Here is a 25,054-nt window from a genome sequence, read left to right on the forward strand (position 1 = left end):
TCATGCTTGGAAGCCTGTCTAGTCACATTGACAGGGGCTGGAACGTTGTGTACATTAGTGATTAATATTACTTACTATTATCATCAGCTTATTCATTTTTTCAGATGATGGCTCATGCCATTTGATAACATCGCGCCGGCGTAAAGCCGCGAAGATTTAAGGGGGAGAACAATCGGTGGAAGCTCTGGCACTTGAGCGCAAGCAGGAACAGAATCGTGAACTTCGTATACGTCTTGAACAGCTTAAGAAGGAAAGAAACGCAATCATTTTAGCCCATTATTATCAACGTGATGAAATTCAGGAAGTTGCCGATTTCCGGGGTGACTCTTTTTTACTCGCTCAGAAGGCTGCGGAGACAGATGCAGAGGTTATCGTATTCTGCGGTGTCCATTTCATGGGGGAAAGCGCTAAAATATTAGCACCAAACAAAACCGTCCTTATTCCTGATGAACGTGCAGGCTGCCCAATGGCTGATATGGTTAATGTAGATGGTTTGCGTAAGCTTAAAGCGCAACATCCAAATGCTAAAGTGGTGACTTATATCAACTCGTCTGCAGAGATTAAAGCGGAAACTGATATCTGTTGTACCTCTGCCAATGCCGTGAAAGTAATCGAATCCCTCGATGCTGAAGAAATTATCTGGGTACCCGATAAGAATCTTGGTCAATACGTACAAGATCAGACCGGCAAAAAACTGATTATATGGGAAGGCTATTGCAACACTCACGATATGTTGACTGTTAAAGATGTAGTAGAAATGAGAGCGAAATACCCAGAAGCAGAATTTGTAGTTCATCCAGAATGTCGTCCGGAAGTAGTGGCTATGGGTGATTATGTAGGTAGTACTACATCCATTCTCGAGTATTGCCGGAAATCCGACCGTAAGCAATTTATCGTTGGAACTGAGGATGGTACAGGATATCAGCTTCGTAAAGATAGTCCGGATAAAGAATTCTATTTTGCTACGAAATTTCTTGTTTGTCCTAATATGAAAGTAAACAATCTAAAAAAACTGGTGAAATGCCTGGAGACAATGAAGCCACAAATCTATGTACCGCCTGCTGTCGCCGACAAAGCCAGAACTTCCCTAGAGCGCATGCTACAAGTCCGGTAGTATGCGCTACTCTTTCGTTGAAACAGGTGAAACGCGGTCATGATTCCACAATATTTGGTTGATTTTGATCTTCGGGATATTCCTAAAGTAAAGACAGATTGTATTGTTATCGGTTCAGGGATTGCCGGATTGTTCACGGCTATTAAAGCCAGTGAAGATCGGCGTGTCATTATGATCACAAAGAAATCAGTAATGGAGAGTAATACTCGCTATGCACAGGGGGGGATCGCAGCTGTAATAGCTGAGGACGATTCTCCTGCTTACCACCGGCAGGATACCTTAATGGCTGGAGCAGGTCTTTGCTCATCCACAGCTGTCGATGCACTTGTTAATGAAGGACCAGATCGAGTTCATGAGCTAATTCGTTTAGGCACTCTTTTTGATAAGGAAGATGGGGTACTGGCTTTGACGCAGGAAGGAGCGCATAGCCACCGTCGTATTTTGCATGCTAATGGAGATGCTACAGGTTATGAGATTGTTCGTGCTTTGGCTGAACAGGTAGCAGAACATAAGAATATTGAGGTGTGGGATGATCATTACGTCATTGATCTCATCACTGAAGGCGGAGAATGTGTAGGCGCATTGTTGCAGCGTCCCGGGGGCGGACGGTTATTCCTGCAAGGGGATGCGACTATTTTGTGCTCTGGTGGAGCAGGACAATTATTTAGATACACTACCAACCCTGAAGTAGCTACAGGCGATGGGGTAGCCATTGCTTATCGAGCCGGCGCTCATATAAGAGATATGGAATTTATTCAATTTCATCCTACAGCATTGAGTTATCCTGGAGCTCCTAGATTCCTAATCTCCGAAGCAGTTCGTGGCGAAGGCGCAGTATTGCGCAATATTAATGGAGAGCGGTTCATGGAGCGTTATCATGAGTTGCTTGAGCTAGCCCCACGAGATATTGTAGCTCGGGCAATTGTAAGTGAAATGGAGCTTACAAAGTCAACGTTTGTCTATTTGGATATTACGCATGAATCTCCAGAAATGGTGAAGCATCGGTTCCCTACAATACATGAGACATGTATGGGTTATGGATTGGATATTACAAGTGATTGGATTCCAGTGGCTCCAGCTGCGCATTATATGATGGGGGGCATTAAGACCGATCTGAATGGGGAGAGTACGATTCCCCGCTTGTTTGCTTGCGGAGAGGTTTCTTCCACAGGCGTACATGGGGCTAATCGATTAGCAAGCAATTCATTATCAGAAGCAGTTGTTTTTGGGCATCGTATTATTGAGCGGATTCGCAAATTATCCCCGCTTGGACGTGATGTTGTATCAGTTAGCAGCAACGATGGGCGTGTTGATTCGCCAACTCAAGCTATTGTGGAACGCCGTTTGAAGCTGCAAAAGGTAATGGTTCGATATGCTGGATTACGACGTAATGAAGAGACCTTGTCTAAGGGAATAGAAGAATTGAAACGGCAGCTACCTATCTTTGGATCCGTATTGACTAAACGCGAGGAATACGAGTTCGCTAATATGCTGACCTGCTGTTTGCTCGTGACAGAGTCTGCTCTTGCGCGGGAAGAGAGTCGCGGGGCACATTACCGTGAGGATTATCCGCAGCGAAGTGATGTTCAGTGGCGCAAGCACCTGCTTCAAATTCGCGATCTGGGAATAGTGGAGGAATTAAGCGATGATGTTTAATGGTTACAATGAAGAACTAGTACAATCCATCAAGGCTTGGCTGCGGGAAGATGTTGGTTCCGGGGATGTAACAACACAGATGACGATACCTGTTGGCCATCAATCTAAAGGGATTATTCATGCTAAAGAAAATGGCGTAATTTGTGGTATCCCGATTGCAGAGTTGGTTTTTGAAATTGTTGATCCTACGCTTAGCTTTACAGCCCTTGTAGAAGAAGGTCAAGCAGTGACCAAAGGGACTGTAATTATTGAGGTGGAAGGCAGCACACACGCAATTCTTACAGGTGAACGGCTTGCGCTCAATTTGATGCAGCGTCTTTCGGGTGTTGCCTCACGTACGGCATCTTTCGTACAGGTGCTTGATGGATTATCCACTCGTCTAGTAGATACACGTAAGACTACACCTGGCCATCGTATGCTGGAGAAATATGCAGTTCGTGTTGGTGGAGGCTTTAATCATCGCTTTGGCTTATATGATGCGGTTATGATCAAGGACAATCATATCAAAGGTGCGGGTGGTATTCGGCAGGCTGTAGGTCGTGCTCGAAAGAACATCCCGCATACGATGAGCATTGAAGTAGAGACTGAGAACTTAGAGCAAGTCGAAGAGGCGCTGGCAGCAGGTGCTGATATTATTATGCTGGATAATATGTCTAACGAGATGATGAAGCAAGCGGTGGCTAGGATTAAAGCTAAAGCGCCACATGTCAAGACAGAGGCCTCCGGCAATGTATCGTTAGAAACGGTTCGTGGGATTGCAGAAACAGGCGTGGATGTGATCTCTGTAGGGCGCCTTACGTACTCCTTCTCCAGTCTGGATATTAGTCTAGACCTTAATGCCAAGAAGGAAGGGCCTTCATCATGATGCTTGCTGTTGATATCGGTAATACCAATATTGTTCTCGGCGTATACAGAAAGCGTGAATTGTTGCATCATTTCCGTCTAAGTACTGCGCGCCAATCGACCGTGGATGAATATGGAGTGCTGATACACAATCTTTTTCAGATGTCAGGAATTTCTGTCAAAGAGGTGGAAGGTGTAATTATATCCTCGGTAGTTCCACCCCTGGTTAAGACTATCGTGGATATGTGTATAAAGTATATAGGCAAAGATCCGTTACTCGTGGGACCAGGGATAAAAACGGGGCTTAATCTTCGCTATGAGAATCCACGTGAGATTGGCGCAGACCGGATTGTTAATGCTGTGGCTGCGATTGAACAATATAAATGTCCGCTTGTTGTTGTTGATTTTGGTACGGCTACGACCTTTGATTGTATCGATGCGGGAGCTAATTATCTCGGAGGAGCGATTGTTCCGGGGCTTGGCATTTCTACAGAGGCCTTATATCAGCGAGCATCCAAACTGCCACGAATTGAGTTAGAGAAGCCTAAGAAGGTTATCGGACGTAATACAGTGCATGCTATGCAGGCTGGTATTATTTTTGGGTACGCGGGTCAGGTTGAGGGAATCGTTAAGCGTATCAAAATCGAGATGAATGCTCCGGGGCTAAAGGTTATTTCTACCGGAGGTCTCGCTTCGCTAATTGCAGGTGAGACGGATTGTATCGACGAAGTAAACCCTATGTTAACACTAGAAGGATTACGAATTATTTATGATCGTAACCAATAAAGATAAAGAAGCCTAAAGGGCGAAGAGATAGGAGGGCTAAGCACCCAATGGAAAAAAAGAAGGATCGACTTATCCGTGGAACGGCTATGAATGGTAAAGTGAGAGCGTTTGCTGTCCGCACAACAGAATTGGTCGAGGAATTGCGGCGTAGACATGATACGTATTCGACGGCTACAGCCGCGTTAGGACGTACGGTTACCGCTGCAGCCATGATGGGCGCTATGCTCAAAGGTAGAGAGAAGCTATGCATCATGGTCAAAGGGGATGGACCGATTGGACAAATTGTTGCGGAGTCCAATGCGTTGGGAGAAGTGTGCGGATATGTACACCATCCTCACGTTCACTTACCTAGCAATAGCATGGGCAAATTAGATGTAGCTGGAGCTGTAGGGACGGAAGGGTTCATTGATATTATTAAGGATTTGGGTTTAAAGGAACCTTATCGAGGTAGTATTCCGATCATCTCTGGAGAGCTTGCAGAAGATTTCACTTATTATTTCGCTGTATCTGAGCAAACCCCAGCTGCTGTTGGCTTGGGTGTACTAGTGGATACTGATGAGTCAGTAATTGTAGCCGGAGGATTTATCGTGCAGCTTCTTCCAGGACTGACGGATGCGGAGATTACGGAGATCGAAAAAGCTCTAGGGGCTATGCCTTCCGTGACAACACTCCTTGATCAGGGCTTAGAGCCAGAAGAAATGCTGCGTTTTCTTTTGCCGGATGCCGTGGTTATGGATGAACTGGATATTAACTTTGCTTGTCAATGTTCGCGTGAGCGGGTAGAGCAGACATTGATTAGCCTTGGGCAAGCTGAACTGGAGAGAATAATTGCAGAAGATGAACAGGCTGAAGTTGTATGTCATTTTTGCAACGAGGCTTATGTTTTTAATAAGGACGAATTACAGGTCATTTTAGAACAAGCGAACTCGTAGGTCATGGGATGATGACGAGACAGGAACGCGCACTTCGCAATACGGTTGTTATTCTAGCTGTTGCATCTTTAATGCTCGGGGGTCTGTTATTCTGGAGTTTACGCGCCATGGCCCTTCTAAAAGGAGATACAACAGAGAGTGAAACATCGGAGATAGCGACTGCAGGCGGGCAATCGATAACAGATAAGCAGTGGATGGATGAGCTGAAAAAAAAGCATGGTTACGAAGTGCTAGTTGGAATAATTAATCATATTGTTGTGGAGATGGAAGCAAAGGCTCTGGGGATTACTGTGACGGACGATGAGGTTGAGCAGGAGCTTGCACGAACTATGGTTGGATACGGTTCCGAAGAACAGTATTATGCGCAAATGCAGTCTCAGCTGGGGTTATCCCGCCAGGAAGTGTTCGCAGAGACAGCTTATCGTCTAACCTTACAAGCGATAGCCACCGTGGGTATTACGATTAATGAAGCGGATATCGATACTTATTTAGATCAAAATGCTGAGCGGTTCACTCCGAAAAGAGAACTAGAGCTCTCCATGATCAAGGTTTCATCTTATGAAGAAGGCGAGCAGGTAATGGATCGCTTGGAGCAGGGTGAGAACTTTGCTGATTTGGCTAGGGAAGTGTCCATTGATGAAGCGAGTCGGCAGCAAGGAGGCAGCTTGGGGAAGGTGGAGGAAGACGATCCTTTTTGGCCTGAAGGACTGCTTAAGACTGCGGCTAGTTTGGATGCGGGTGATATAGCGGGACCGATTCAGGCGGAGGACGACTTCGCTATCATTCGACTAGAGAGTATTCACTCTCCAGCAGTTCCGGACCAGAAGGAGATACGGGCGCTGATACGTCAAGAACTGGCTTTGGAGCAAGCACCTCCTCTACAACAAGTAGAGAGTGATTTGCGTACAAAATATGATGTGGCAATAAATATTGACAACAGCCTGCAAGATTGATAATATGATATTAACGTAAAACCTACCGTTTTAGTCGGAAATAACTAACGGTGGTCAAATATCTACACCTCTTTATAGCAGTTATTACTGCGTAAAAGGCACCCACATACAGAAGAGTAAAGTCATAATTTACGTTCTTATATTGCACTTATCATTCTAAGGAGGTTTTTGCTCATGGCTAAAGTCGTTAACAACGTAACAGAATTGATCGGCGGTACTCCGCTCGTTCGTTTGAATCGTCTGGCACAGGAAGGCTCCGCAGATATTTATTTGAAATTGGAATATCAGAACCCGGGATCAAGCGTAAAAGACCGTATCGCAATCAGCATCGTGGAAGAAGCTGAGCGCGAAGGTCTACTGAAGCCAGGAGGTACAATTGTAGAAGCAACTAGTGGTAACACTGGTATCGGCTTGGCACTTGTAGCTGCGGCTAAAGGTTATAAGGCAGTTATCGTAATGCCTGAAACCATGAGCTTGGAGCGTCGCAATCTACTTCGTGCATACGGAGCAGAATTGGTACTAACTCCAGGATCGGAAGGCATGAATGGTGCGGTTAAGAAAGCGGAAGAAATTCTGAAAGAGAACCCAAGCTATTTCCCATCCGAGCAATTCAAGAATAAAGCGAACGTGAAGATCCACCGTGAGACCACTGGACCTGAAATCGTTGAAGCGATTGAGTCCATCGGTGGCCCACTGGATGCTTTTATTGCAGGTATCGGAACAGGTGGAACGATCACGGGTGCAGGTGAAGTGCTGAAGAGCAAATATCCTGACGTGAAGATCTATGCTGTGGAACCTGCTGCTTCTCCAATCTTGGCAGGAGGCAAACCAGGCCCTCACAAAATCCAGGGTATCGGAGCTAACTTCATTCCTGAGATTCTGAACCAGGATATTTATGATGAGATTATCCATGTAGAGAACGATGAAGCATTCGAAACTGCACGCCGTGTAGCTAAAGAAGAAGGCGTTCTGTCCGGTATTTCTTCAGGTGCTGCTGTGTTTGCGGCGCTTAAGGTAGCTAAAGACTTGGGTCCTGGCAAAAAGGTAGTTGTCATTATTCCAAGTAACGGTGAACGTTACCTGAGCACACCACTTTACAATTTCGAAGCGTAATTGCTTGCAATAACGTAAATCTATAAGAGTCTTCATACCACCCTTTTGGTGGTGATGGAGACTCTTTTCGTTGATTAATAAGGCAAAAGGTTCTGTACATATACGGCAGGCTTGACGCGGTAACATCATTATTGTTGAAAAACACTTTGCTTTTTACTGAAAACGCAAAAACCATATTAATTTCCTATCGCTGGGGGCTTTTCAATAATGCCTTAAGTACAGTATACTGACAGGCAACATACTACTGACGATTTAAAATAGGTGAAGGCTGGACAAAACTAATGGAATGCTTACGAAGCGAGTTTTGTCCCGAAGATTAAATTGTAGGATTATGCTAGACAAAACTTTTAGGAGGATGGCTTTGGAAATCATAACGGCATGGCATGAGTGGGAACAATGGGCAGCTGAGGACTGGAGCATGTTCCCTTTAATAATAAAATCCCCCCGGTGCACAAACGAGTTGCCTGCATCGTGGGAGAAGGCCTGGGAATTAGCTTCCCAGTATTCTGTAGTCTTAGAAAGTGGCAAGGGCGGGCGCTTTACGTACTTAGGCTTAAATCCTGTCTCCATATTGAAGGGCAAAGAGGACAAGGCCGAAGTATTTAACTTATCTACTGAATCTCTGGAATCAGCGGACGATGAGGAAATACATGAGGTAACAACGTTGCAAGGACAGCCGCTGGAACTGCTACAGCAATGGATGTCTGGCTTCACCTCGCCAAGTCTAAATGTTCAGGGCATTCCTCCATTTACAGGTGGATGCATTGGATTTCTAGGGTACGATGTGGTCCGCTCATTGGAGCGTTTGCCGTCTCTTGCACAAGATGATCCTGGTTTTCCTGATTATCTTTTTATGAGGATGGATGAGGTATGGATTTATGATCATGAAGAGCATGTGCTTTATTGTGCAGTTCACGTCCCGGTTCCAGCAGAATGCGGGATGGAGGAATTGCAGAACCTTTACCTCGGGGGGATAGAGCAGGCCGGGCGAATGGTTGAGCAATGGCAGTTGATTTCTTCAACCTCGGGCTTGAACAAAGAAACCGTAGATAGCATTGAATCCATTACGGCTTCATCAGGAGAGTGGCCGGGCATGACCTCGGCCTTTTCACCAGAGAAGTTCCAGCAGGCTGTGCTGGACGTTCAGGAATACATCCGCCAAGGCGATGTATTCCAAGTGAACCTCTCGCTGCGCCAGGAGGCGCAGCTGAAGTCCTCGCCGGAGGATGTTTACGAGTGGCTGCGGGGGCTCAATCCGTCCCCGTACATGGGGCTCTTGCGGTCGCCCGGCTTCGCGCTGTCCAGCGCTTCACCGGAGCTGCTCGTCAAGCTGCACGGGGACAAAGTGAGCGCACGGCCAATCGCCGGCACCCGGCGCCGAGGCCTGACTCCCGCGGAGGATGCCGCCATGGAGGCGGAGCTTCGCGGGAGCGAAAAAGAGATCGCCGAGCATATCATGCTTGTCGATCTAGAGCGCAACGACATTGGACGTGTCGCTGCATACGGGTCCGTCAGCGTACCTGAGCTGATGACGGTGGAGCGCTACTCTCATGTGATGCATCTCGTTTCGCAGGTTGAGGGCCAGGTCGCGCCTGATAAGGACGCTTACGCTGTTATCGCAGCTTTGTTCCCGGGGGGAACGATTACAGGTGCGCCTAAAGTAAGAACAATGGAAATCATTGAAGAACTGGAGCCGGTTCGGCGCGGACCGTATACAGGATCCATGGGCTTTATTGACTATAACGGAAATATGGAATTAAATATTATTATTAGAACACTGGCTGTAAAGGATGGAGTCGGATATATTCAGACAGGTGCAGGCATCGTGATCGACTCTGATCCATATCGTGAATACCGTGAATGCCATAATAAAGCCAAAGCGGTAGTGAAGGCAGTCCTCTGTAGTGAATTGCAGCAGGAATCCCAAACTACCGGCGGCGCCGAAGGGGGAGAAACACTGTGATCTTGGTCATCGATAATTATGATTCCTTTACGTATAACCTCGTGCAGTATTTGGGGGAACTAGGGGAAGAGGTTAAAGTACACCGCAACGATGAAATTACCATTGAAGAGATTGAAAAAATGGCTCCCGATCATATTCTAATTTCTCCAGGACCATGTACACCTAATGAAGCGGGGATCAGTTTGGAATTATTGCATCATTTCAAAGGTATTATTCCGATCTTCGGCGTATGCCTTGGACATCAGGCGATTGGCCAAGCATTTGGTGGCAATGTTATTCGTGCAGAGCGTTTGATGCATGGAAAGACATCTCCGATTCATCATAAAGGCACGTCGGTTTTTGAAGGTCTGGAGTCTCCTTTTACAGCAACTAGATATCATTCTTTGATTGTTGAACGTGAGAGTCTGCCGGATTGTCTGGAGATTACAGCGGAGACTGAAGAAGGGGAGATTATGGCACTGCGCCATAAAGAATACCCTATCGAAGGTGTGCAGTTCCACCCGGAATCTATTATTACGGATCATGGTCATACGATGCTGCGTAATTTCTTGAAACGGAGAGCCGGAGAAACGGCATGAAATATATAGGATTTAACAATGATGTCATAGATGCACGACAAGCCGTGGTTTCCGCACTGGATCACGGCTTTTTATACGGCATAGGGTTATTCGAGACTTTTCGGACGTATGGTGGACTGCCTTTTTTGCTGAAGCGTCATTTGAAGCGTATGGCGGAGGGGTGTAAGGAGCTTGGTATTCCCTTTGAGCAGGATGCTGAACATCTGCAGGAGTGGATTCAACGTGTTATGGACAAAAATGAATTAAAGGAAGCTTATATACGCTATACCGTGACCGCTGGCGAGGATATTCTCGGATTACCGGCGGACGATTACCGTGAGCCTAATCATTTGCTGTACATCAAAGCGCTCCCGAAAGCTCCTGATAAACTATATACCGAAGGCAAAGAGCTGCAACTGTTGTCCTTACGACGTAACACTCCTGAGGGAGCAGTGCGGTTCAAGTCGCTGCATTATATGAATAATATTTTGGCCAAGCGTGAGCTTAGGGGGTATGCCTCTGCTTCGAATGGTGCTGAAGGATTGATGTTGACCGCACAAGAGATCATAGCAGAGGGCATTGTCAGCAACATCTTTTTTATAAAAAACAATATTCTCCATACGCCGGATATCTCAACTGGGATTCTGCCGGGAATTACCCGGGAAATGGTAATGGAGCTGGCTCGTAGTGCTGGAATTAGGGTAGAAGAGGGCGCATATCACTGGGAGCAGTTGAAAATAGCCGACGAAGTATTTCTTACTAATTCCGTGCAAGAAATTGTTCCTGTCACAACGCTTTGGGAAAAAGATAAAAGATTTACCGTAGGCGATGGCCTTTGCGGCAAGATTACTTCGGTAATGATTTCAGCCTATAGAGAAAGGACGGGAGTATCGAATTGAGACCAGTCATATTTAAGCGGACGTACCGCTGTGGAAGTACAGATTTACAATTGGGAGATCGAACGCTGATTATGGGCATCCTGAATGTAACCCCGGATTCTTTTTCAGATGGAGGACTTTGGGATCATCCGGACAAAGCAGTAGAACATGCGCTGCGCATGGCTGCCGACGGTGCTGACATCATAGATATTGGTGGGGAGTCTACCCGTCCAGGTCATAAACCGGTGGGGCTTGAAGAGGAACTAGCGCGTGTATTGCCCGTCATCGAGAGTATTCATCGAGCGGCACCGCATATTCCATTATCTATTGATACCTACAAAGCTGAAGTGGCACGCCAAGCTATTGCCGCTGGTGCTCATATCATTAATGACATATGGGGCTGTAAGGCAGATCCGGAAATGGCGGCAGTGGCAGCGGCAGCGGACTGTCCTATTATTTTGATGCATAACCGTCAGGATCGTGAGTATACAAATCTAAGTGCAGATATGTCGGCAGACCTTAAGGAAAGTATTGACCTTGCTTTAGCCGCAGGCGTGAAGCCGGCCAATATTATCTTGGATCCAGGGATCGGCTTTGCTAAGGATTTTAATGAAAATTTGCAGGCAATGATGCTTTTGGACGGATTAACTGAGCTTGGCTATCCACTGTTACTTGCGACTTCACGCAAAAAATTCATCCGGACGGTACTTGATTTACCCTCTGACGATGTTGTCGAAGGTACCGCAGCTACTGTAGCTTTCGGTATTGCTCAGGGCTGCCAGATCGTACGTGTGCATGATGTATCCCTGATTAAAAGAACGGTCAAGATGTGTGATGCGATGTTGTATGCTGCACCTCCAGTGGTGCGTGAATAAAGATATTTTAGAAAAAGGGCGGGTTTAAAGATGGATAAAATGACGCTGCATCGAATGGAATACTACGGATATCATGGTGTATTTGAAGAGGAGCGTAAGCTGGGTCAACGTTTTTACATTGATTTGGAGCTGGAGCTTGATCTGCAGGGAGCGGGTCAGAATGATGATTTGAACCAGACGGTGAACTATGCTGAAGTGCATGAGCTGGTCAAAAATATTGTCGAAATAAAGTCCTTTAAGTTGATTGAAGCTTTGGCAGAATACATTGCATCCTCCGTACTGGACACTTATACTGTTATCAATGCAGTAACGGTAAAAGTAACTAAACCGCATCCGCCATTCGACATTCATTTTCAGGGAGTGACTGTAGAGCTGCGCAGAACTAGAAAGTGAGAACAATGTCCATGAATATACATTCCACCTCTGAAGAATCAGAGGCTTATATTGCTTTAGGGGCTAATTTGGGTGACCGTGAGGGTACGCTGTCAGAGGCTTTGAACAGACTGAATAATCATGATGAAATAACGGTGGTTCGCTGCTCCAAAGTTTACGAGACAGAGCCTGTAGGTTATTTAGATCAGCCACAGTTTCTCAATATGGCAGCAGCTTTGCGCACGACGCTTGCGCCAGAGACCTTGCTGGAAGTAATGCTGGGGATTGAGACGCAGCTGGGTCGTATCCGGGATATCCGGTATGGGCCGAGAACGGTAGATCTAGATCTATTGTGGGTAGAGGGGCAGACACTGGATACCCCGCATTTAACGTTACCGCATCCGCGTATGTTTGAGCGTGCATTTGTAATGCTTCCGCTCAGTGATATCGTTCCACAGGACGAACAGTCTTCCGGACTCCGCAAGTTGATTACAGCAGCGCTTCAAGACATAGACGGGAAGGAAGGAATTCGGTTGTGGACAACAAGCGTATGGGACGGAGGATCAGGGCATTCCGCAAGCTAAAAGGCTACACTCAACAGGAGCTTGCGGATCTCGCTGGGATTTCATTGGCTGTGCTTGGCGCAGTCGAGAGAGGCAACAGACATTTGGAAGATCAAATTTTAGATAAAATTGCGAATGTCCTAGGGGTTACAACCGAAGAATTGGCAAATCCTAACTCATAATTTTTAAGGAATACAAATAGGAATAAGGAAGTGATACGAATGCTGAAGATTGGCGACATTGAGATGAAGAATCAAGTTGTTCTGGCACCTATGGCTGGCGTTTGCAATCCAGCTTTTCGTCTAATCGCTAAAGAGTTTGGTACAGGTTTAGTCTGTGCAGAAATGGTGAGCGACAAGGCTATTATTCACGGAAATACGCGTACTCGCGAAATGTTGTTCGTGGATGAACGTGAGAAACCGCTTAGTTTGCAGATTTTTGGTGGAGACAGAGAGTCACTGGTACAAGCGGCAAAAGTAGTTGATAAAGAGACCAATGCTGATATTATCGATATCAATATGGGATGCCCGGTGCCTAAAGTAACAAAATGTGATGCGGGAGCCCGTTGGCTTCTGAATCCCGACAAAATCTATGAAATGGTATCCGCGGTTGTCGATGTTGTCGATAAACCTGTAACTGTGAAGATGCGGATTGGCTGGGATAGTGAGCATATTTTTGTCGAAGATAATGCGCGTGCAGTAGAACGTGCGGGTGGCAAGGCTGTCAGTGTACACGGACGAACACGGGAGCAACTCTACACGGGTCGTGCGGATTGGAATTATATCAAGATGGCAAAAGAAGCGGTCTCCATTCCGGTTATCGGCAATGGGGATGTCAATACACCTGAAGATGCTCGGGCTATGCTTGATCAGACGGGTTGTGATGGTGTGATGATCGGGCGTGGTGCGCTAGGTAACCCATGGATGCTGTATCGTACGATTCAGTATTTAAGCACCGGGGAACTGATGCCTGAGCCGGGGTTAGATGAGAAAATTAAGGTTGCCATTCTTCATATGGATCGACTGGTTGCTCTTAAGGGAGAAGCCATTGCTGTTCGTGATATGCGTAAGCATATGGCTTGGTATTTAAAAGGCCTAAAGTCTGCTGCACGTGTGAAGGATGTACTCATGTTAGAGACCAAACGTGATGGAATGGTGAAGATTTTGAATGATTTTGTCGTTCAACTTCAGCATGAAGAAGCGAATAAGGGGAATGAAATGTCTTCATCCGCAGTATAAACGTTATTTTCCTAACGCTTTTTGAACACATCCCACTTTATATGTGGTGTCATTGACATTTTGTAGCGGTTCCAATATAATTTCACAGTATAAAATCGCCGTTACAGTAAGAGCAATGCAGCAGGGAGTGTTCTTATCCTCCTAGATTAGCATATAGTATGGTGTTTTCAATAATTGTATACGACAGGAGAATCGGTTGAGATGAGCGATAAAGAAGTCATCCTTACGCCGGACGGGCTAAAGCGTCTGGAAGATGAGCTGGAGACCCTCAAATCTGTGAAACGCCGTGAGGTTGCTGAACGGATTAAGGTAGCGATTGGCTACGGAGATATCAGTGAGAACTCGGAGTATGAAGACGCGAAGAATGAGCAGGCTTTTATCGAAGGACGCGTTATCACCTTGGAGAAGATGCTTCGCAACGCGCGCATCATTAATAGCGACGAGATCGTTACTGATGTGGTAAGTATCGGTGTTACTGTAAGTGTAGAAGATTTGGAATATGGTGACACTATGGAATACACGATCGTAGGTACAGCGGAGTCCGATCCACTGAATAATAAGATCTCCAATGAAAGTCCAGTAGGCAAAGCCATCATCGGCAAGAAAATAGGCACGATTGTTGACGTTAATACACCTGCAGGCGTTATTCAATATAAAATTCTCGATATCAGAATGAAGTAGTGTACAGATCTTATAGTCTGTAAATAGATGTGCTGCCGAATGTATAAGTAGTTTTGTTGTATGCAGGCAGATAAGGGAACATTGTTTGGGAAAGCTTCCTTAGGGAAGCTTTTTTTCAAAATATAAGGGATTTATATCTGCAAGGGGATGAATAGCATGACCGAGGAAATCAATAATGTGGAAAATGCAGAGAACGAACTTAGTGAGCTTTTGCAAATCCGCCGTGCCAAATTGGACGAGCTAAGAGGACTTGGTATCGATCCTTTCGGCAAAAAGTATGAGCGTACAGCTAACGCTGGCGACTTAGTATCGAAGTATGATGGACTTTCTAAAGAAGAATTGGACGAGCTATCCGTTGAAGTCAGCATAGCAGGCCGTATTATGGCAAAACGTGTGATGGGTAAAGCTAGTTTTGCGCATATCCAAGACCTCAGTGGAAGAATCCAACTTTATGTTCGTCAAGACAGCATTCCTGAAACGCAATACGCAGCGTTCAATGTTCTCGATCTAGGAGATATCATCGGCGTTCGCGGAACAGTATTCAAAACTAAAACAGGCGAGACCTCCATCAAAGTGCATAATCTCGAAGTCTTGTCCAAGTCCTTGTTACCACTTCCTGAGAAATATCATGGCCTTAAAGATGTAGAGCTGCGTTACCGTCAGCGTTATGTTGATTTGATTATTAATCCAGAAGTTCAACAGACATTTATTGCTCGTTCAAGAATCATTCAATCGATGCGTCGTTATTTGGATTCACTTGGTTATCTTGAAGTCGAAACACCAACACTTCATGCGATTGCCGGTGGAGCTGCTGCGCGTCCGTTTATCACTTACCACAATACGCTTGAAATGCAGCTGTATATGCGGATTGCGATTGAGCTTCATTTGAAACGTCTTATTGTTGGTGGATTGGAAAAAGTATACGAAATCGGTCGTGTCTACCGTAATGAAGGGATCTCGACTCGTCATAATCCTGAGTTTACTATGATTGAGCTGTATGAAGCTTATGCTGATTACAAGGACATCATGAACCTTACGGAGAATATGATCGCTCATATTGCCCAAGAGGTATTAGGAACTCAACAGGTGGACTATCAAGGTAAAGCGGTTGATCTATCCCCAGGATGGCGCCGTGTAACTATGGTTGATGCCGTTAAAGAAGTAACCGGTGTTGATTTCAGTGTTCATATGACAGATGAGGAAGCACAGGCTTTGGCAAAAGAGCACCGTGTACCTGTAGAGAAGCACATGTCTTTCGGTCATATCCTTAATGCTTTCTTCGAGCAATTTGTAGAGGAAACTCTGATTCAGCCTACCTTTGTAATGGGACATCCGGTTGAAATCTCACCACTTGCTAAGAAAAACGATGAGGATCCACGCTTCACCGATCGTTTTGAATTGTTTATTGTGGGTCGTGAGCATGCAAATGCATTTAGTGAATTGAATGATCCGATCGACCAACGTCAACGCTTTGAAGCGCAAATCCAGGAGAAAGAGCAAGGAAATGACGAAGCTCATGAGATGGACGATGACTTCATCCGTGCTTTGGAATATGGTATGCCTCCTACTGGTGGACTAGGAATCGGTGTTGACCGTTTGATTATGTTGCTTACGAATTCTGCATCTATTCGTGATGTACTGCTGTTCCCGCATATGCGTAACCGTACAAACGAATAGTATTTATACAACAATGAGCACGGGGGAGCTGTCTAATGGCGGTTCTCCTTGGCTACTGTTGATCAGAAGGTAAGGGTTGCAGTATTGTTTTGAGGATATATAGCTTAATGCTAATTTGTTTGAAAAAAGTGTTGCATTCAATCTCCATACATGATATATTCTAAATCCGGCCAAGAAGTACACATGCCGAGCTCGAAAAAGAAGTTAAAAAAAGAGCTTGACATTAAATAGCCGAACATGATATAGTATAAGAGTTGCTGCTGAGACATTAAACGGCGCCAACGAGAACTTGATCTTTGAAAACTGAACAACGAGTGAGTAGGAAATCACGAAAGTGAAATCCAAAATTAGAGAATTAATTTTCTCGTCAGATGTTTCAAAATGAGCATATCGCTCTTTTCAATACTAATTGGAGAGTTTGATCCTGGCTCAGGACGAACGCTGGCGGCGTGCCTAATACATGCAAGTCGAGCGGAGTCATTTTGAAAGCTTGCTTTCAAAATGACTTAGCGGCGGACGGGTGAGTAACACGTAGGCAACCTGCCCCTTAGACTGGGATAACTACCGGAAACGGTAGCTAATACCGGATAATTTCTTTTTTCTCCTGAAGGAAGAATGAAAGACGGAGCAATCTGTCACTGAGGGATGGGCCTGCGGCGCATTAGCTAGTTGGTGGGGTAACGGCCCACCAAGGCGACGATGCGTAGCCGACCTGAGAGGGTGAACGGCCACACTGGGACTGAGACACGGCCCAGACTCCTACGGGAGGCAGCAGTAGGGAATCTTCCGCAATGGACGAAAGTCTGACGGAGCAACGCCGCGTGAGTGATGAAGGTTTTCGGATCGTAAAGCTCTGTTGCCAGGGAAGAACGTCCGGTAGAGTAACTGCTACCGGAGTGACGGTACCTGAGAAGAAAGCCCCGGCTAACTACGTGCCAGCAGCCGCGGTAATACGTAGGGGGCAAGCGTTGTCCGGAATTATTGGGCGTAAAGCGCGCGCAGGCGGTCATTTAAGTCTGGTGTTTAAACCTTGGGCTCAACCTAAGGTCGCACTGGAAACTGGGTGACTTGAGTACAGAAGAGGAAAGTGGAATTCCACGTGTAGCGGTGAAATGCGTAGATATGTGGAGGAACACCAGTGGCGAAGGCGACTTTCTGGGCTGTAACTGACGCTGAGGCGCGAAAGCGTGGGGAGCAAACAGGATTAGATACCCTGGTAGTCCACGCCGTAAACGATGAGTGCTAGGTGTTAGGGGTTTCGATACCCTTGGTGCCGAAGTTAACACAGTAAGCACTCCGCCTGGGGAGTACGGTCGCAAGACTGAAACTCAAAGGAATTGACGGGGACCCGCACAAGCAGTGGAGTATGTGGTTTAATTCGAAGCAACGCGAAGAACCTTACCAGGTCTTGACATCCCTCTGAATCTGCTAGAGATAGCAGCGGCCTTCGGGACAGAGGAGACAGGTGGTGCATGGTTGTCGTCAGCTCGTGTCGTGAGATGTTGGGTTAAGTCCCGCAACGAGCGCAACCCTTAACTTTAGTTGCCAGCAAGTAATGTTGGGCACTCTAGAGTGACTGCCGGTGACAAACCGGAGGAAGGTGGGGATGACGTCAAATCATCATGCCCCTTATGACCTGGGCTACACACGTACTACAATGGCCGGTACAACGGGAAGCGAAGCCGCGAGGTGGAGCCAATCCCATCAAAGCCGGTCTCAGTTCGGATTGCAGGCTGCAACTCGCCTGCATGAAGTCGGAATTGCTAGTAATCGCGGATCAGCATGCCGCGGTGAATACGTTCCCGGGTCTTGTACACACCGCCCGTCACACCACGAGAGTTTACAACACCCGAAGTCGGTGGGGTAACCCGCAAGGGAGCCAGCCGCCGAAGGTGGGGTAGATGATTGGGGTGAAGTCGTAACAAGGTAGCCGTATCGGAAGGTGCGGCTGGATCACCTCCTTTCTATGGAGAATCGTCTTCGGAAGTGGAGACATTCAAATCGGAAGTTAAACTTCCAAATCTCAGGTTTAGGCCTGTTACTCACTCGTTGCTCAGTTTTGAGAGTTTAAGCTCTCAAGTAAGACTTGATCCTTGAAAACTGGATACCGAAACGAATTTGCGTTTTAGAACATCTTTTAGCAACTTGTGCAAACAAGTAAATGTTATTAGTGAGATTTTTCGAAAGAAAAATCAAGGTTAAGCTAATAAGAGCACACGGAGGATGCCTAGGCGCCAGGAGCCGACGAAGGACGTGGCGAACAACGAAACTGCCTCGGGGAGCTGTAAGCAAGCTTTGATCCGGGGGTGTCCGAATGGGGAAACCCAGCTGTGGTAATTCGCAGTTACTCATACCTGAATACATAGGGTATGTAGAGGCAGACCAGGGGAACTGAAACATCTAAGTACCCTGAGGAAGAGAAAACAATAGTGATTCCGTCAGTAGCGGCGAGCGAACGCGGAACAGCCTAAACCTAAGAGCTTGCTCTTAGGGGTTGTGGGACGTCTCACATGGAGTTACAAAGGAATATGGTAGGTGAAGAGGTCTGGAAAGGCCCGCGATAGAGGTAAAAGCCCTGTAACCTAAACTGTGTTCTCTCCGAGACGGATCCCGAGTAGTGCGGGGCACGTGAAACCCCGTATGAATCCAGCAGGACCATCTGCTAAGGCTAAATACTACCTGGCGACCGATAGTGAAACAGTACCGTGAGGGAAAGGTGAAAAGCACCCCGGAAGGGGAGTGAAATAGAACCTGAAACCGTGTGCTTACAAAAAGTCAGAGCCCTATCTATGGGTGATGGCGTGCCTTTTGTAGAATGAACCGGCGAGTTACGTTTAACATGCAAGGTTAAGTCGAGAAGACGGAGCCGCAGCGAAAGCGAGTCTGAATAGGGCGAATGAGTATGTGGACGTAGACCCGAAACCGTGTGATCTACCCCTGTCCAGGGTGAAGGTGCGGTAACACGCACTGGAGGCCCGAACCCACGCACGTTGAAAAGTGCGGGGATGAGGTGGGGGTAGCGGAGAAATTCCAATCGAACTCGGAGATAGCTGGTTCTCCCCGAAATAGCTTTAGGGCTAGCCTCGGTATAAGAGTAGTGGAGGTAGAGCACTGATTGGGTGCGGGGTCCGCAAGGATTACCAAGCTCAGTCAAACTCCGAATGCCATATACTTATTGCCGGGAGTCAGACAGTGAGTGCTAAGATCCATTGTCAAAAGGGAAACAGCCCAGACCATCAGCTAAGGTCCCCAAGTGTGTGTTAAGTGGGAAAGGATGTGGAGTTGCACAGACAACCAGGATGTTGGCTTAGAAGCAGCCACCATTGAAAGAGTGCGTAATAGCTCACTGGTCGAGTGACTCTGCGCCGAAAATGTAACGGGGCTAAACACACCACCGAAGCTATGGCTAGATACGTATGTATCTGGGGTAGGGGAGCGTTGTATGTGGGTTGAAGGTGTACCGTAAGGAGCGCTGGACAGCATACAAGTGAGAATGCCGGTATGAGTAACGAAAAGATCAGTGAGAATCTGATCCGCCGAAAGCCCAAGGTTTCCTGAGGAAGGCTCGTCCGCTCAGGGTAAGTCGGGACCTAAGGCGAGGCCGAAAGGCGTAGTCGAAGGACAACAGTTTGAAATTACTGTACCACCGTAATCCGCTATGAGCGATGGGGTGACGCAGGAGGGTAGTGACTCGGACTGATGGATATGTCCGTCTAAGCAGTGAGGCTGATGTGTAGGCAAATCCGCACATCGTTAAGGCTGGGCTGTGATGGGGAGCGAAAATTATAGTAGCGAAGGTCATGATCTCACACTGCCAAGAAAAGCCTCTAGCCAGGAGAAGGTGCCCGTACCGCAAACCGACACAGGTAGGCGAGAAGAGAATTCTAAGGCGCGCGGAAGAACTCTCGTTAAGGAACTCGGCAAAATGACCCCGTAACTTCGGGAGAAGGGGTGCCCCGGTAGTGTGAATAGCACGAGGGGGCCGCAGTGAAAAGGCCCAAGCGACTGTTTAGCAAAAACACAGGTCTGTGCGAAGCCGCAAGGCGAAGTATACGGGCTGACGCCTGCCCGGTGCTGGAAGGTTAAGGGGAGTGGTTAGGGGTAACCCGAAGCTATGAACCGAAGCCCCAGTAAACGGCGGCCGTAACTATAACGGTCCTAAGGTAGCGAAATTCCTTGTCAGGTAAATTCTGACCCGCACGAATGGCGTAACGACTTGGGCGCTGTCTCAACGAGAGATCCGGTGAAATTTTAATACCTGTGAAGATGCAGGTTACCCGCGACAAGACGGAAAGACCCCATGGAGCTTTACTGCAGCTTGATATTGAATTTGGGTACGATCTGTACAGGATAGGTGGGAGCCGTAGAAATCGGAGCGCAAGCTTCGGTGGAGGCGCCGTTGGGATACCACCCTGATCGTATCTAGGTTCTAACCTAGTGCCCTAATCGGGTACGGGGACCGTGTCAGGCGGGCAGTTTGACTGGGGCGGTCGCCTCCTAAAGAGTAACGGAGGCGTTCCAAGGTTCCCTCAGAATGGTTGGAAATCATTCGAAGAGTGCAAAGGCATAAGGGAGCTTGACTGCGAGACCTACAAGTCGAGCAGGGACGAAAGTCGGACTTAGTGATCCGGTGGTACCGCATGGAAGGGCCATCGCTCAACGGATAAAAGCTACCCTGGGGATAACAGGCTTATCTCCCCCAAGAGTCCACATCGACGGGGAGGTTTGGCACCTCGATGTCGGCTCATCGCATCCTGGGGCTGAAGTAGGTCCCAAGGGTTGGGCTGTTCGCCCATTAAAGCGGTACGCGAGCTGGGTTCAGAACGTCGTGAGACAGTTCGGTCCCTATCTGTCGTGGGCGCAGGAAATTTGAGAGGAGCTGTCCTTAGTACGAGAGGACCGGGATGGACGTACCGCTGGTGCACCAGTTGTTTCGCCAGAAGCATGGCTGGGTAGCTACGTACGGACGGGATAAGCGCTGAAAGCATCTAAGCGTGAAGCCCCCCTCAAGATGAGATTTCCCAATTAGTAAGACCCCTTGAAGACGACGAGGTAGATAGGTTGGAGGTGGAAGTGCAGTAATGCATGGAGCTGACCAATACTAATCGGTCGAGGGCTTATCCTATACTTAGAACGCAAATTCAATTCGGATTCAGTTTTCAGGCGATTAAGCCTGTAATACGCTTAGAAATTAATTCTCACTTCTGGTGATGAACTAAATTTCACGCGGCAGCGTCTGTTTCACAGACGCATGTTTGGTGGCGATAGCGGAGGGGTTCCACGCGTACCCATCCCGAACACGACCGTTAAGCCCTCCAGCGCCGATGGTACTTGGACCGAAGGGTCCTGGGAGAGTAGGACGTTGCCAAGCACGCAAGACCACTGTTGAGTCATCGACAGTGGTCTTTTTGTTGTATTATTGAAGAATTCATTAGGGTTTAATTTGAGATACTACAGTATAGATAGGCGTAAGGATTGGTGGTGGCTGTGGTGAATTTTATAATTCCACAACAAAATGTCCACTGTGCGTGGACAATAGTCCAATAATTCGCTTACTCGAGAGTCGTTTTTTGAATACCTACTCTGATGATGTAATGTTCTTGACAGTCCAAATGCCCTTTGCTAAGATGGCAATAATATATTTTTGGATGAGCATCACAAACCTAAATTGAAGATATGAACTTGTTCTACTTCCAGATGTACAGAGTTGTCTGTCGTGAATGGACTTAAAGGCGAAGGTTCTTCTTTATAAAGTTTGTAGGCGGGTATAATTTAAAAACAACCGAGGAGGAATGACCCAGGTGTGGAAAGATAAGTTTGGTAAAGAAGGTCTAACTTTTGATGATGTGCTGCTGGTTCCGCGTAAATCTGAGGTACTGCCGAAGGAAGTAGATTTGACTACAGTTCTAAGTAAGAATGTGAAGTTGAACATCCCGCTTATGAGTGCAGGTATGGACACAGTCACAGAAGCGGCTATGGCCATTGCTATTGCTCGTGAGGGTGGTATCGGCATTATTCACAAGAATATGCCTGTAGAGCAGCAAGCGGAAGAAGTGGATCGTGTGAAGCGTTCCGAGAGCGGAGTTATTACTAACCCTTTCTCACTTTCAGCAGAACATCTAGTTTCTGATGCTGAGCTATTGATGGGTAAATATCGCATTTCAGGAGTACCGATTGTAGACAGTGACAACAAACTGGTCGGTATTCTAACTAATAGAGATTTACGCTTTATTCATGACTATAGTATTCCGATTAAAGAAGTTATGACGCATGAGAATCTCGTAACTGCTGCTGTAGGTACGACACTTCAAGAAGCAGAAGGCATCTTACAACGTCATAAAATTGAGAAATTGCCGCTGGTGGACGAGAATAACGTTCTTAAGGGCTTGATCACGATTAAAGATATCGAGAAAGCCATTCAGTTCCCTAACGGAGCGAAAGATGCACACGGTCGCTTGCTAGTTGGAGCAGCTGTCGGTATCTCTAAAGATACATTCGAACGTACTGCAGCGTTAGTTAAATCAGGTGTAGATCTGATTGTCGTTGATTCTGCACATGGTCATCATATTAATATTATTGAAGCTGTTCGCCAAATTCGTGAGTTGTATCCTGATCTTACGATTGTTGCTGGTAACGTGGCTACAGGTGAAGCAACCCGTGAACTTATTGAAGCTGGAGCTTCTGTAGTTAAAGTAGGTATTGGACCTGGATCTATCTGTACAACACGCGTTATCGCTGGTATCGGTGTTCCGCAGGTTACAGCCATTTATGATTGTGCAACGGTTGCTCGTGAGTACGGAGTTCCTATCATCGCTGACGGTGGAATCAAGTACTCCGGTGAAATCACTAAGGCTATTGCCGCTGGTGCTCATGCAGTAATGATGGGAAGTATGTTTGCGGGTACAGAAGAAAGCCCAGGAGAATCGGAGCTTTATCAAGGCCGTAAATTTAAAGTATATCGTGGTATGGGCAGTATGAGTGCCATGAAACAAGGTAGTAAGGATCGTTATTTCCAGGATGACGATAAGAAGCTTGTTCCTGAAGGAATTGAAGGCCGTATCGCTTTTAAAGGACCTCTTTCGGATACCGTTCATCAATTGATTGGCGGGCTGCGTTCGGGTATGGGCTACTGCGGTACCAAGTCGCTCGAAGAGCTCCGGAATGACACTTCGTTCATTCGTATCACAAGTGCTGGACTTCGCGAAAGCCATCCACATGATGTGCAAATCACGAAAGAAGCGCCAAACTATTCCGTGTAATGGACTAGAAAGACTATTTTTTGGACAGACAGGACTATTTCGTCCTGTCTGTCTTTTTTTGCGTGTACCCCTGTGTTAGAATAGAACAAGCTATTGATATGAGGTTTAAAGGAGAGTAGTAATCATTGAAGCACAAGCAGAAGTTTAACGGTAAGCAATTTATGATTAAGACAGTCACAGTAGGTCTACTTTTAAATATGTTAGTTTCCACTCCACTTCCGGCATTCGCTGAGGAAGGTACGACTACGACAATACAAGCTGGTACTGCAGCTCAGACCACTCAGAAAGCGGTAAAGATCCCTTCTGTGGAATCACTGGGTCTAAATTTGAAATCAGCGGTTCTAATAGAACCAACAACAGGTGAAGTTCTTCTATCAATGAATGCAGATGAGGCTTTGCCTCCAGCTAGTATGACTAAGATGATGACAGAGTATCTTGTAGCAGAAGCGGTGAAGACAGGACAGCTTTCCTGGGATCAAAAAGTCATAGTAGGTGAAAATGCGTCTAAACAAGTCGGATCACGGATTTTTCTAGCGGAAAATGACGAGCATACGGTTGAAGAGCTGTACATAGCAATGGCTGTCGGATCTGCAAATGATGCTACAGTAGCTTTGGCAGAACTAGTTTCTGGATCAGAATTGGAATTCGTAGAGCTAATGAATCAGACTGCCCAGAAGATGGGGATGAAAACTGCTTATTTTGTTAATTCTACTGGATTAGACAAAGCTGACATGCCTAAGAAGTACCGCTCAACTGATAAGAAAGAAAACGTAATGTCAGCGATGGATGCTGCTATCCTTGCCAAACATATCGTTACGGATCATCCTGATTTTAATAGATTTACTACGGTTCAGTCTTATAAGTTCCGTGAACGCGATACCGCGCCAATGATTAACTTTAACTGGATGTTGGAAGCTAATAAGAATATCCAGAATTTTAAGGCTTATGCTTATGAGGGATTGGATGGCTTGAAGACAGGCCATACTGCTAGAGCTAAATATTGTTTTGCAGGTACAGCTGTACGTGATGGCATGCGTCTGATAAGTGTAGTAATGGGGGCTGATACAGAGCCACACCGTTTTACAGAGACGAAAAAAGTACTTGATTTCGGATTTAATAATTTTGAAATCAAACAAGTTGTAGCGCCTAAAGCAGTGATAGCCGGGAATGAAACCGTGCCAGTTCTTAAAGGGAAAAGTAAAGAGGTGTCTGTAGTTACGGATGAAGCTGTTTCATTTATCGTCCCTAAGGGAACAACCTCCCCTGAAATTAAAACAACCGTTGAAATAAATGATCCGGCAACCTTAGTTGCTCCTATAGAACAATCTGCTAAAGTGGGTAAGGTCACTTATTCCTACCAAGTTGAAGGCATGTCGGATGTTCAGCAGAAGACAGTTAATCTGATTACTGCTGAAGAAGCGGAGAAAGCCGGTTGGTTCAGTTTATTCCTTAGAGCCATTGGAGATTTCTTCGGCGATTTATTTACAGGGATCAAGAACTTGTTCTAATGAATTTAGCGTCGAAAATTGTATTAATTCCGAGTAAGTGGATTGTATATTTTCCTTCATTGGGGTAAAATTACAAGTTAGATTAC

General features: G+C 46.5%; 19 protein-coding genes and 3 rRNA genes. All 22 read left to right on the forward strand.

Annotated elements, in window-relative coordinates; genetic code table 11:
• Positions 1-175: 175 nt before the first annotated feature.
• The 22 genes from nadA to NST74_RS00450 all read left to right on the forward strand — a co-directional run bounded on the left by nadA (position 176) and on the right by NST74_RS00450 (position 24,968).
• A complete protein-coding gene (gene nadA / locus NST74_RS00345; RefSeq protein ID WP_042123156.1) occupies positions 176-1,114 on the forward strand; it encodes a quinolinate synthase NadA in 939 nt (312 codons plus the stop codon).
• 39 nt (positions 1,115-1,153) lie between these two features.
• Complete coding sequence (nadB, locus tag NST74_RS00350; RefSeq protein ID WP_042123158.1) at positions 1,154-2,770, forward strand: L-aspartate oxidase; 1,617 nt, start codon at positions 1,154-1,156, stop codon at positions 2,768-2,770.
• The gene (nadC, locus tag NST74_RS00355; RefSeq protein ID WP_341109965.1) at positions 2,760-3,635 is read left to right on the forward strand and encodes a carboxylating nicotinate-nucleotide diphosphorylase; all 876 of its coding nucleotides are present in this window, start codon (positions 2,760-2,762) and stop codon (positions 3,633-3,635) included. Before nadB ends, nadC begins: the two co-directional genes overlap by 11 nt.
• Positions 3,632-4,399, forward strand: a complete 768-nt coding sequence (locus NST74_RS00360) for a type III pantothenate kinase (protein ID WP_042123162.1) — start codon at positions 3,632-3,634, stop codon at positions 4,397-4,399. Before nadC ends, NST74_RS00360 begins: the two co-directional genes overlap by 4 nt.
• Positions 4,400-4,446: 47 nt before the next feature.
• Complete coding sequence (gene hslO, locus NST74_RS00365) at positions 4,447-5,331, forward strand: Hsp33 family molecular chaperone HslO (RefSeq protein ID WP_341109966.1); 885 nt, start codon at positions 4,447-4,449, stop codon at positions 5,329-5,331.
• Between the two features lie 8 nt (positions 5,332-5,339).
• Positions 5,340-6,284: a peptidylprolyl isomerase gene (locus NST74_RS00370; RefSeq protein WP_081390043.1), complete on the forward strand. Its 945-nt coding sequence runs from the start codon at positions 5,340-5,342 to the stop codon at positions 6,282-6,284.
• Between the two features lie 174 nt (positions 6,285-6,458).
• Positions 6,459-7,397, forward strand: coding sequence for a cysteine synthase A (gene cysK / locus NST74_RS00375; protein WP_042123166.1), 939 nt, complete (start codon positions 6,459-6,461; stop codon positions 7,395-7,397).
• A 418-nt stretch (positions 7,398-7,815) separates the two neighbouring features.
• Positions 7,816-9,360 carry an anthranilate synthase component I family protein gene (locus tag NST74_RS00380; protein WP_445668165.1) on the forward strand — a complete coding sequence of 515 codons (1,545 nt, stop codon included), beginning with the start codon at positions 7,816-7,818 and terminating at the stop codon, positions 9,358-9,360.
• Positions 9,357-9,938: an aminodeoxychorismate/anthranilate synthase component II gene (pabA, locus tag NST74_RS00385; RefSeq protein ID WP_042123170.1), complete on the forward strand. Its 582-nt coding sequence runs from the start codon at positions 9,357-9,359 to the stop codon at positions 9,936-9,938. The genes NST74_RS00380 and pabA overlap by 4 nt, the downstream gene beginning before the upstream one ends.
• Complete coding sequence (locus NST74_RS00390) at positions 9,935-10,816, forward strand: aminotransferase class IV (protein WP_341109968.1); 882 nt, start codon at positions 9,935-9,937, stop codon at positions 10,814-10,816. Before pabA ends, NST74_RS00390 begins: the two co-directional genes overlap by 4 nt.
• Positions 10,813-11,670: a dihydropteroate synthase gene (gene folP / locus NST74_RS00395; protein ID WP_076121181.1), complete on the forward strand. Its 858-nt coding sequence runs from the start codon at positions 10,813-10,815 to the stop codon at positions 11,668-11,670. The genes NST74_RS00390 and folP overlap by 4 nt, the downstream gene beginning before the upstream one ends.
• Positions 11,671-11,700: 30 nt before the next feature.
• Complete coding sequence (gene folB / locus NST74_RS00400) at positions 11,701-12,063, forward strand: dihydroneopterin aldolase (RefSeq protein WP_042183904.1); 363 nt, start codon at positions 11,701-11,703, stop codon at positions 12,061-12,063.
• Positions 12,064-12,074: 11 nt separating this feature from the next.
• Positions 12,075-12,626 carry a 2-amino-4-hydroxy-6-hydroxymethyldihydropteridine diphosphokinase gene (gene folK, locus NST74_RS00405; protein ID WP_341109969.1) on the forward strand — a complete coding sequence of 184 codons (552 nt, stop codon included), beginning with the start codon at positions 12,075-12,077 and terminating at the stop codon, positions 12,624-12,626.
• Positions 12,593-12,787, forward strand: coding sequence for a helix-turn-helix domain-containing protein (locus NST74_RS00410; RefSeq protein ID WP_375104443.1), 195 nt, complete (start codon positions 12,593-12,595; stop codon positions 12,785-12,787). Before folK ends, NST74_RS00410 begins: the two co-directional genes overlap by 34 nt.
• A gap of 39 nt (positions 12,788-12,826) precedes the next feature.
• Complete coding sequence (dusB, locus tag NST74_RS00415; protein ID WP_042123180.1) at positions 12,827-13,843, forward strand: tRNA dihydrouridine synthase DusB; 1,017 nt, start codon at positions 12,827-12,829, stop codon at positions 13,841-13,843.
• Positions 13,844-14,044: 201 nt separating this feature from the next.
• Positions 14,045-14,524: a transcription elongation factor GreA gene (gene greA, locus NST74_RS00420; RefSeq protein WP_042123182.1), complete on the forward strand. Its 480-nt coding sequence runs from the start codon at positions 14,045-14,047 to the stop codon at positions 14,522-14,524.
• A 156-nt stretch (positions 14,525-14,680) separates the two neighbouring features.
• Positions 14,681-16,201, forward strand: coding sequence for a lysine--tRNA ligase (gene lysS / locus NST74_RS00425; RefSeq protein ID WP_341109972.1), 1,521 nt, complete (start codon positions 14,681-14,683; stop codon positions 16,199-16,201).
• Positions 16,202-16,607: 406 nt separating this feature from the next.
• A 16S ribosomal RNA gene (locus NST74_RS00430) occupies positions 16,608-18,165 on the forward strand.
• A 232-nt stretch (positions 18,166-18,397) separates the two neighbouring features.
• Positions 18,398-21,326: ribosomal RNA gene (locus tag NST74_RS00435) — 23S ribosomal RNA — on the forward strand.
• A gap of 129 nt (positions 21,327-21,455) precedes the next feature.
• Positions 21,456-21,572 (forward strand): 5S ribosomal RNA (gene rrf / locus NST74_RS00440).
• Together the 16S, 23S and 5S rRNA genes form the textbook arrangement of a ribosomal RNA operon.
• Positions 21,573-22,002: 430 nt before the next feature.
• Positions 22,003-23,460 carry an IMP dehydrogenase gene (gene guaB / locus NST74_RS00445; RefSeq protein WP_042123184.1) on the forward strand — a complete coding sequence of 486 codons (1,458 nt, stop codon included), beginning with the start codon at positions 22,003-22,005 and terminating at the stop codon, positions 23,458-23,460.
• Between the two features lie 161 nt (positions 23,461-23,621).
• Positions 23,622-24,968, forward strand: a complete 1,347-nt coding sequence (locus NST74_RS00450) for a D-alanyl-D-alanine carboxypeptidase family protein (RefSeq protein WP_042131743.1) — start codon at positions 23,622-23,624, stop codon at positions 24,966-24,968.
• Positions 24,969-25,054 lie beyond the last annotated feature (86 nt).

Origin of the sequence: Paenibacillus sp. FSL F4-0125 (assembly GCF_038008565.1) — a bacterium.
GTDB lineage: Bacteria > Bacillota > Bacilli > Paenibacillales > Paenibacillaceae > Paenibacillus_AQ.

Excerpts from the sequence above, each read along its gene's own strand:
- NST74_RS00360 (WP_042123162.1), top strand. The coding sequence starts at position 3,632 with ATGATGCTTGCTGTTGATATCGGTAATACCAATATTGTTCTCGGCGTA.
- nadB (WP_042123158.1), top strand. The coding sequence starts at position 1,154 with ATGATTCCACAATATTTGGTTGATTTTGATCTTCGGGATATTCCTAAA.
- hslO (WP_341109966.1), top strand. The coding sequence starts at position 4,447 with ATGGAAAAAAAGAAGGATCGACTTATCCGTGGAACGGCTATGAATGGT.
- NST74_RS00450 (WP_042131743.1), top strand. The coding sequence starts at position 23,622 with ATGATTAAGACAGTCACAGTAGGTCTACTTTTAAATATGTTAGTTTCC.
- greA (WP_042123182.1), top strand. The coding sequence starts at position 14,045 with ATGAGCGATAAAGAAGTCATCCTTACGCCGGACGGGCTAAAGCGTCTG.
- NST74_RS00380 (WP_445668165.1), top strand. The coding sequence starts at position 7,816 with ATGTTCCCTTTAATAATAAAATCCCCCCGGTGCACAAACGAGTTGCCT.
- nadC (WP_341109965.1), top strand. The coding sequence starts at position 2,760 with ATGATGTTTAATGGTTACAATGAAGAACTAGTACAATCCATCAAGGCT.
- folB (WP_042183904.1), top strand. The coding sequence starts at position 11,701 with ATGGATAAAATGACGCTGCATCGAATGGAATACTACGGATATCATGGT.
- cysK (WP_042123166.1), top strand. The coding sequence starts at position 6,459 with ATGGCTAAAGTCGTTAACAACGTAACAGAATTGATCGGCGGTACTCCG.
- lysS (WP_341109972.1), top strand. The coding sequence starts at position 14,681 with ATGACCGAGGAAATCAATAATGTGGAAAATGCAGAGAACGAACTTAGT.
- dusB (WP_042123180.1), top strand. The coding sequence starts at position 12,827 with ATGCTGAAGATTGGCGACATTGAGATGAAGAATCAAGTTGTTCTGGCA.
- NST74_RS00410 (WP_375104443.1), top strand. The coding sequence starts at position 12,593 with ATGGGACGGAGGATCAGGGCATTCCGCAAGCTAAAAGGCTACACTCAA.
- folK (WP_341109969.1), top strand. The coding sequence starts at position 12,075 with ATGAATATACATTCCACCTCTGAAGAATCAGAGGCTTATATTGCTTTA.
- NST74_RS00390 (WP_341109968.1), top strand. The coding sequence starts at position 9,935 with ATGAAATATATAGGATTTAACAATGATGTCATAGATGCACGACAAGCC.
- NST74_RS00370 (WP_081390043.1), top strand. The coding sequence starts at position 5,340 with ATGATGACGAGACAGGAACGCGCACTTCGCAATACGGTTGTTATTCTA.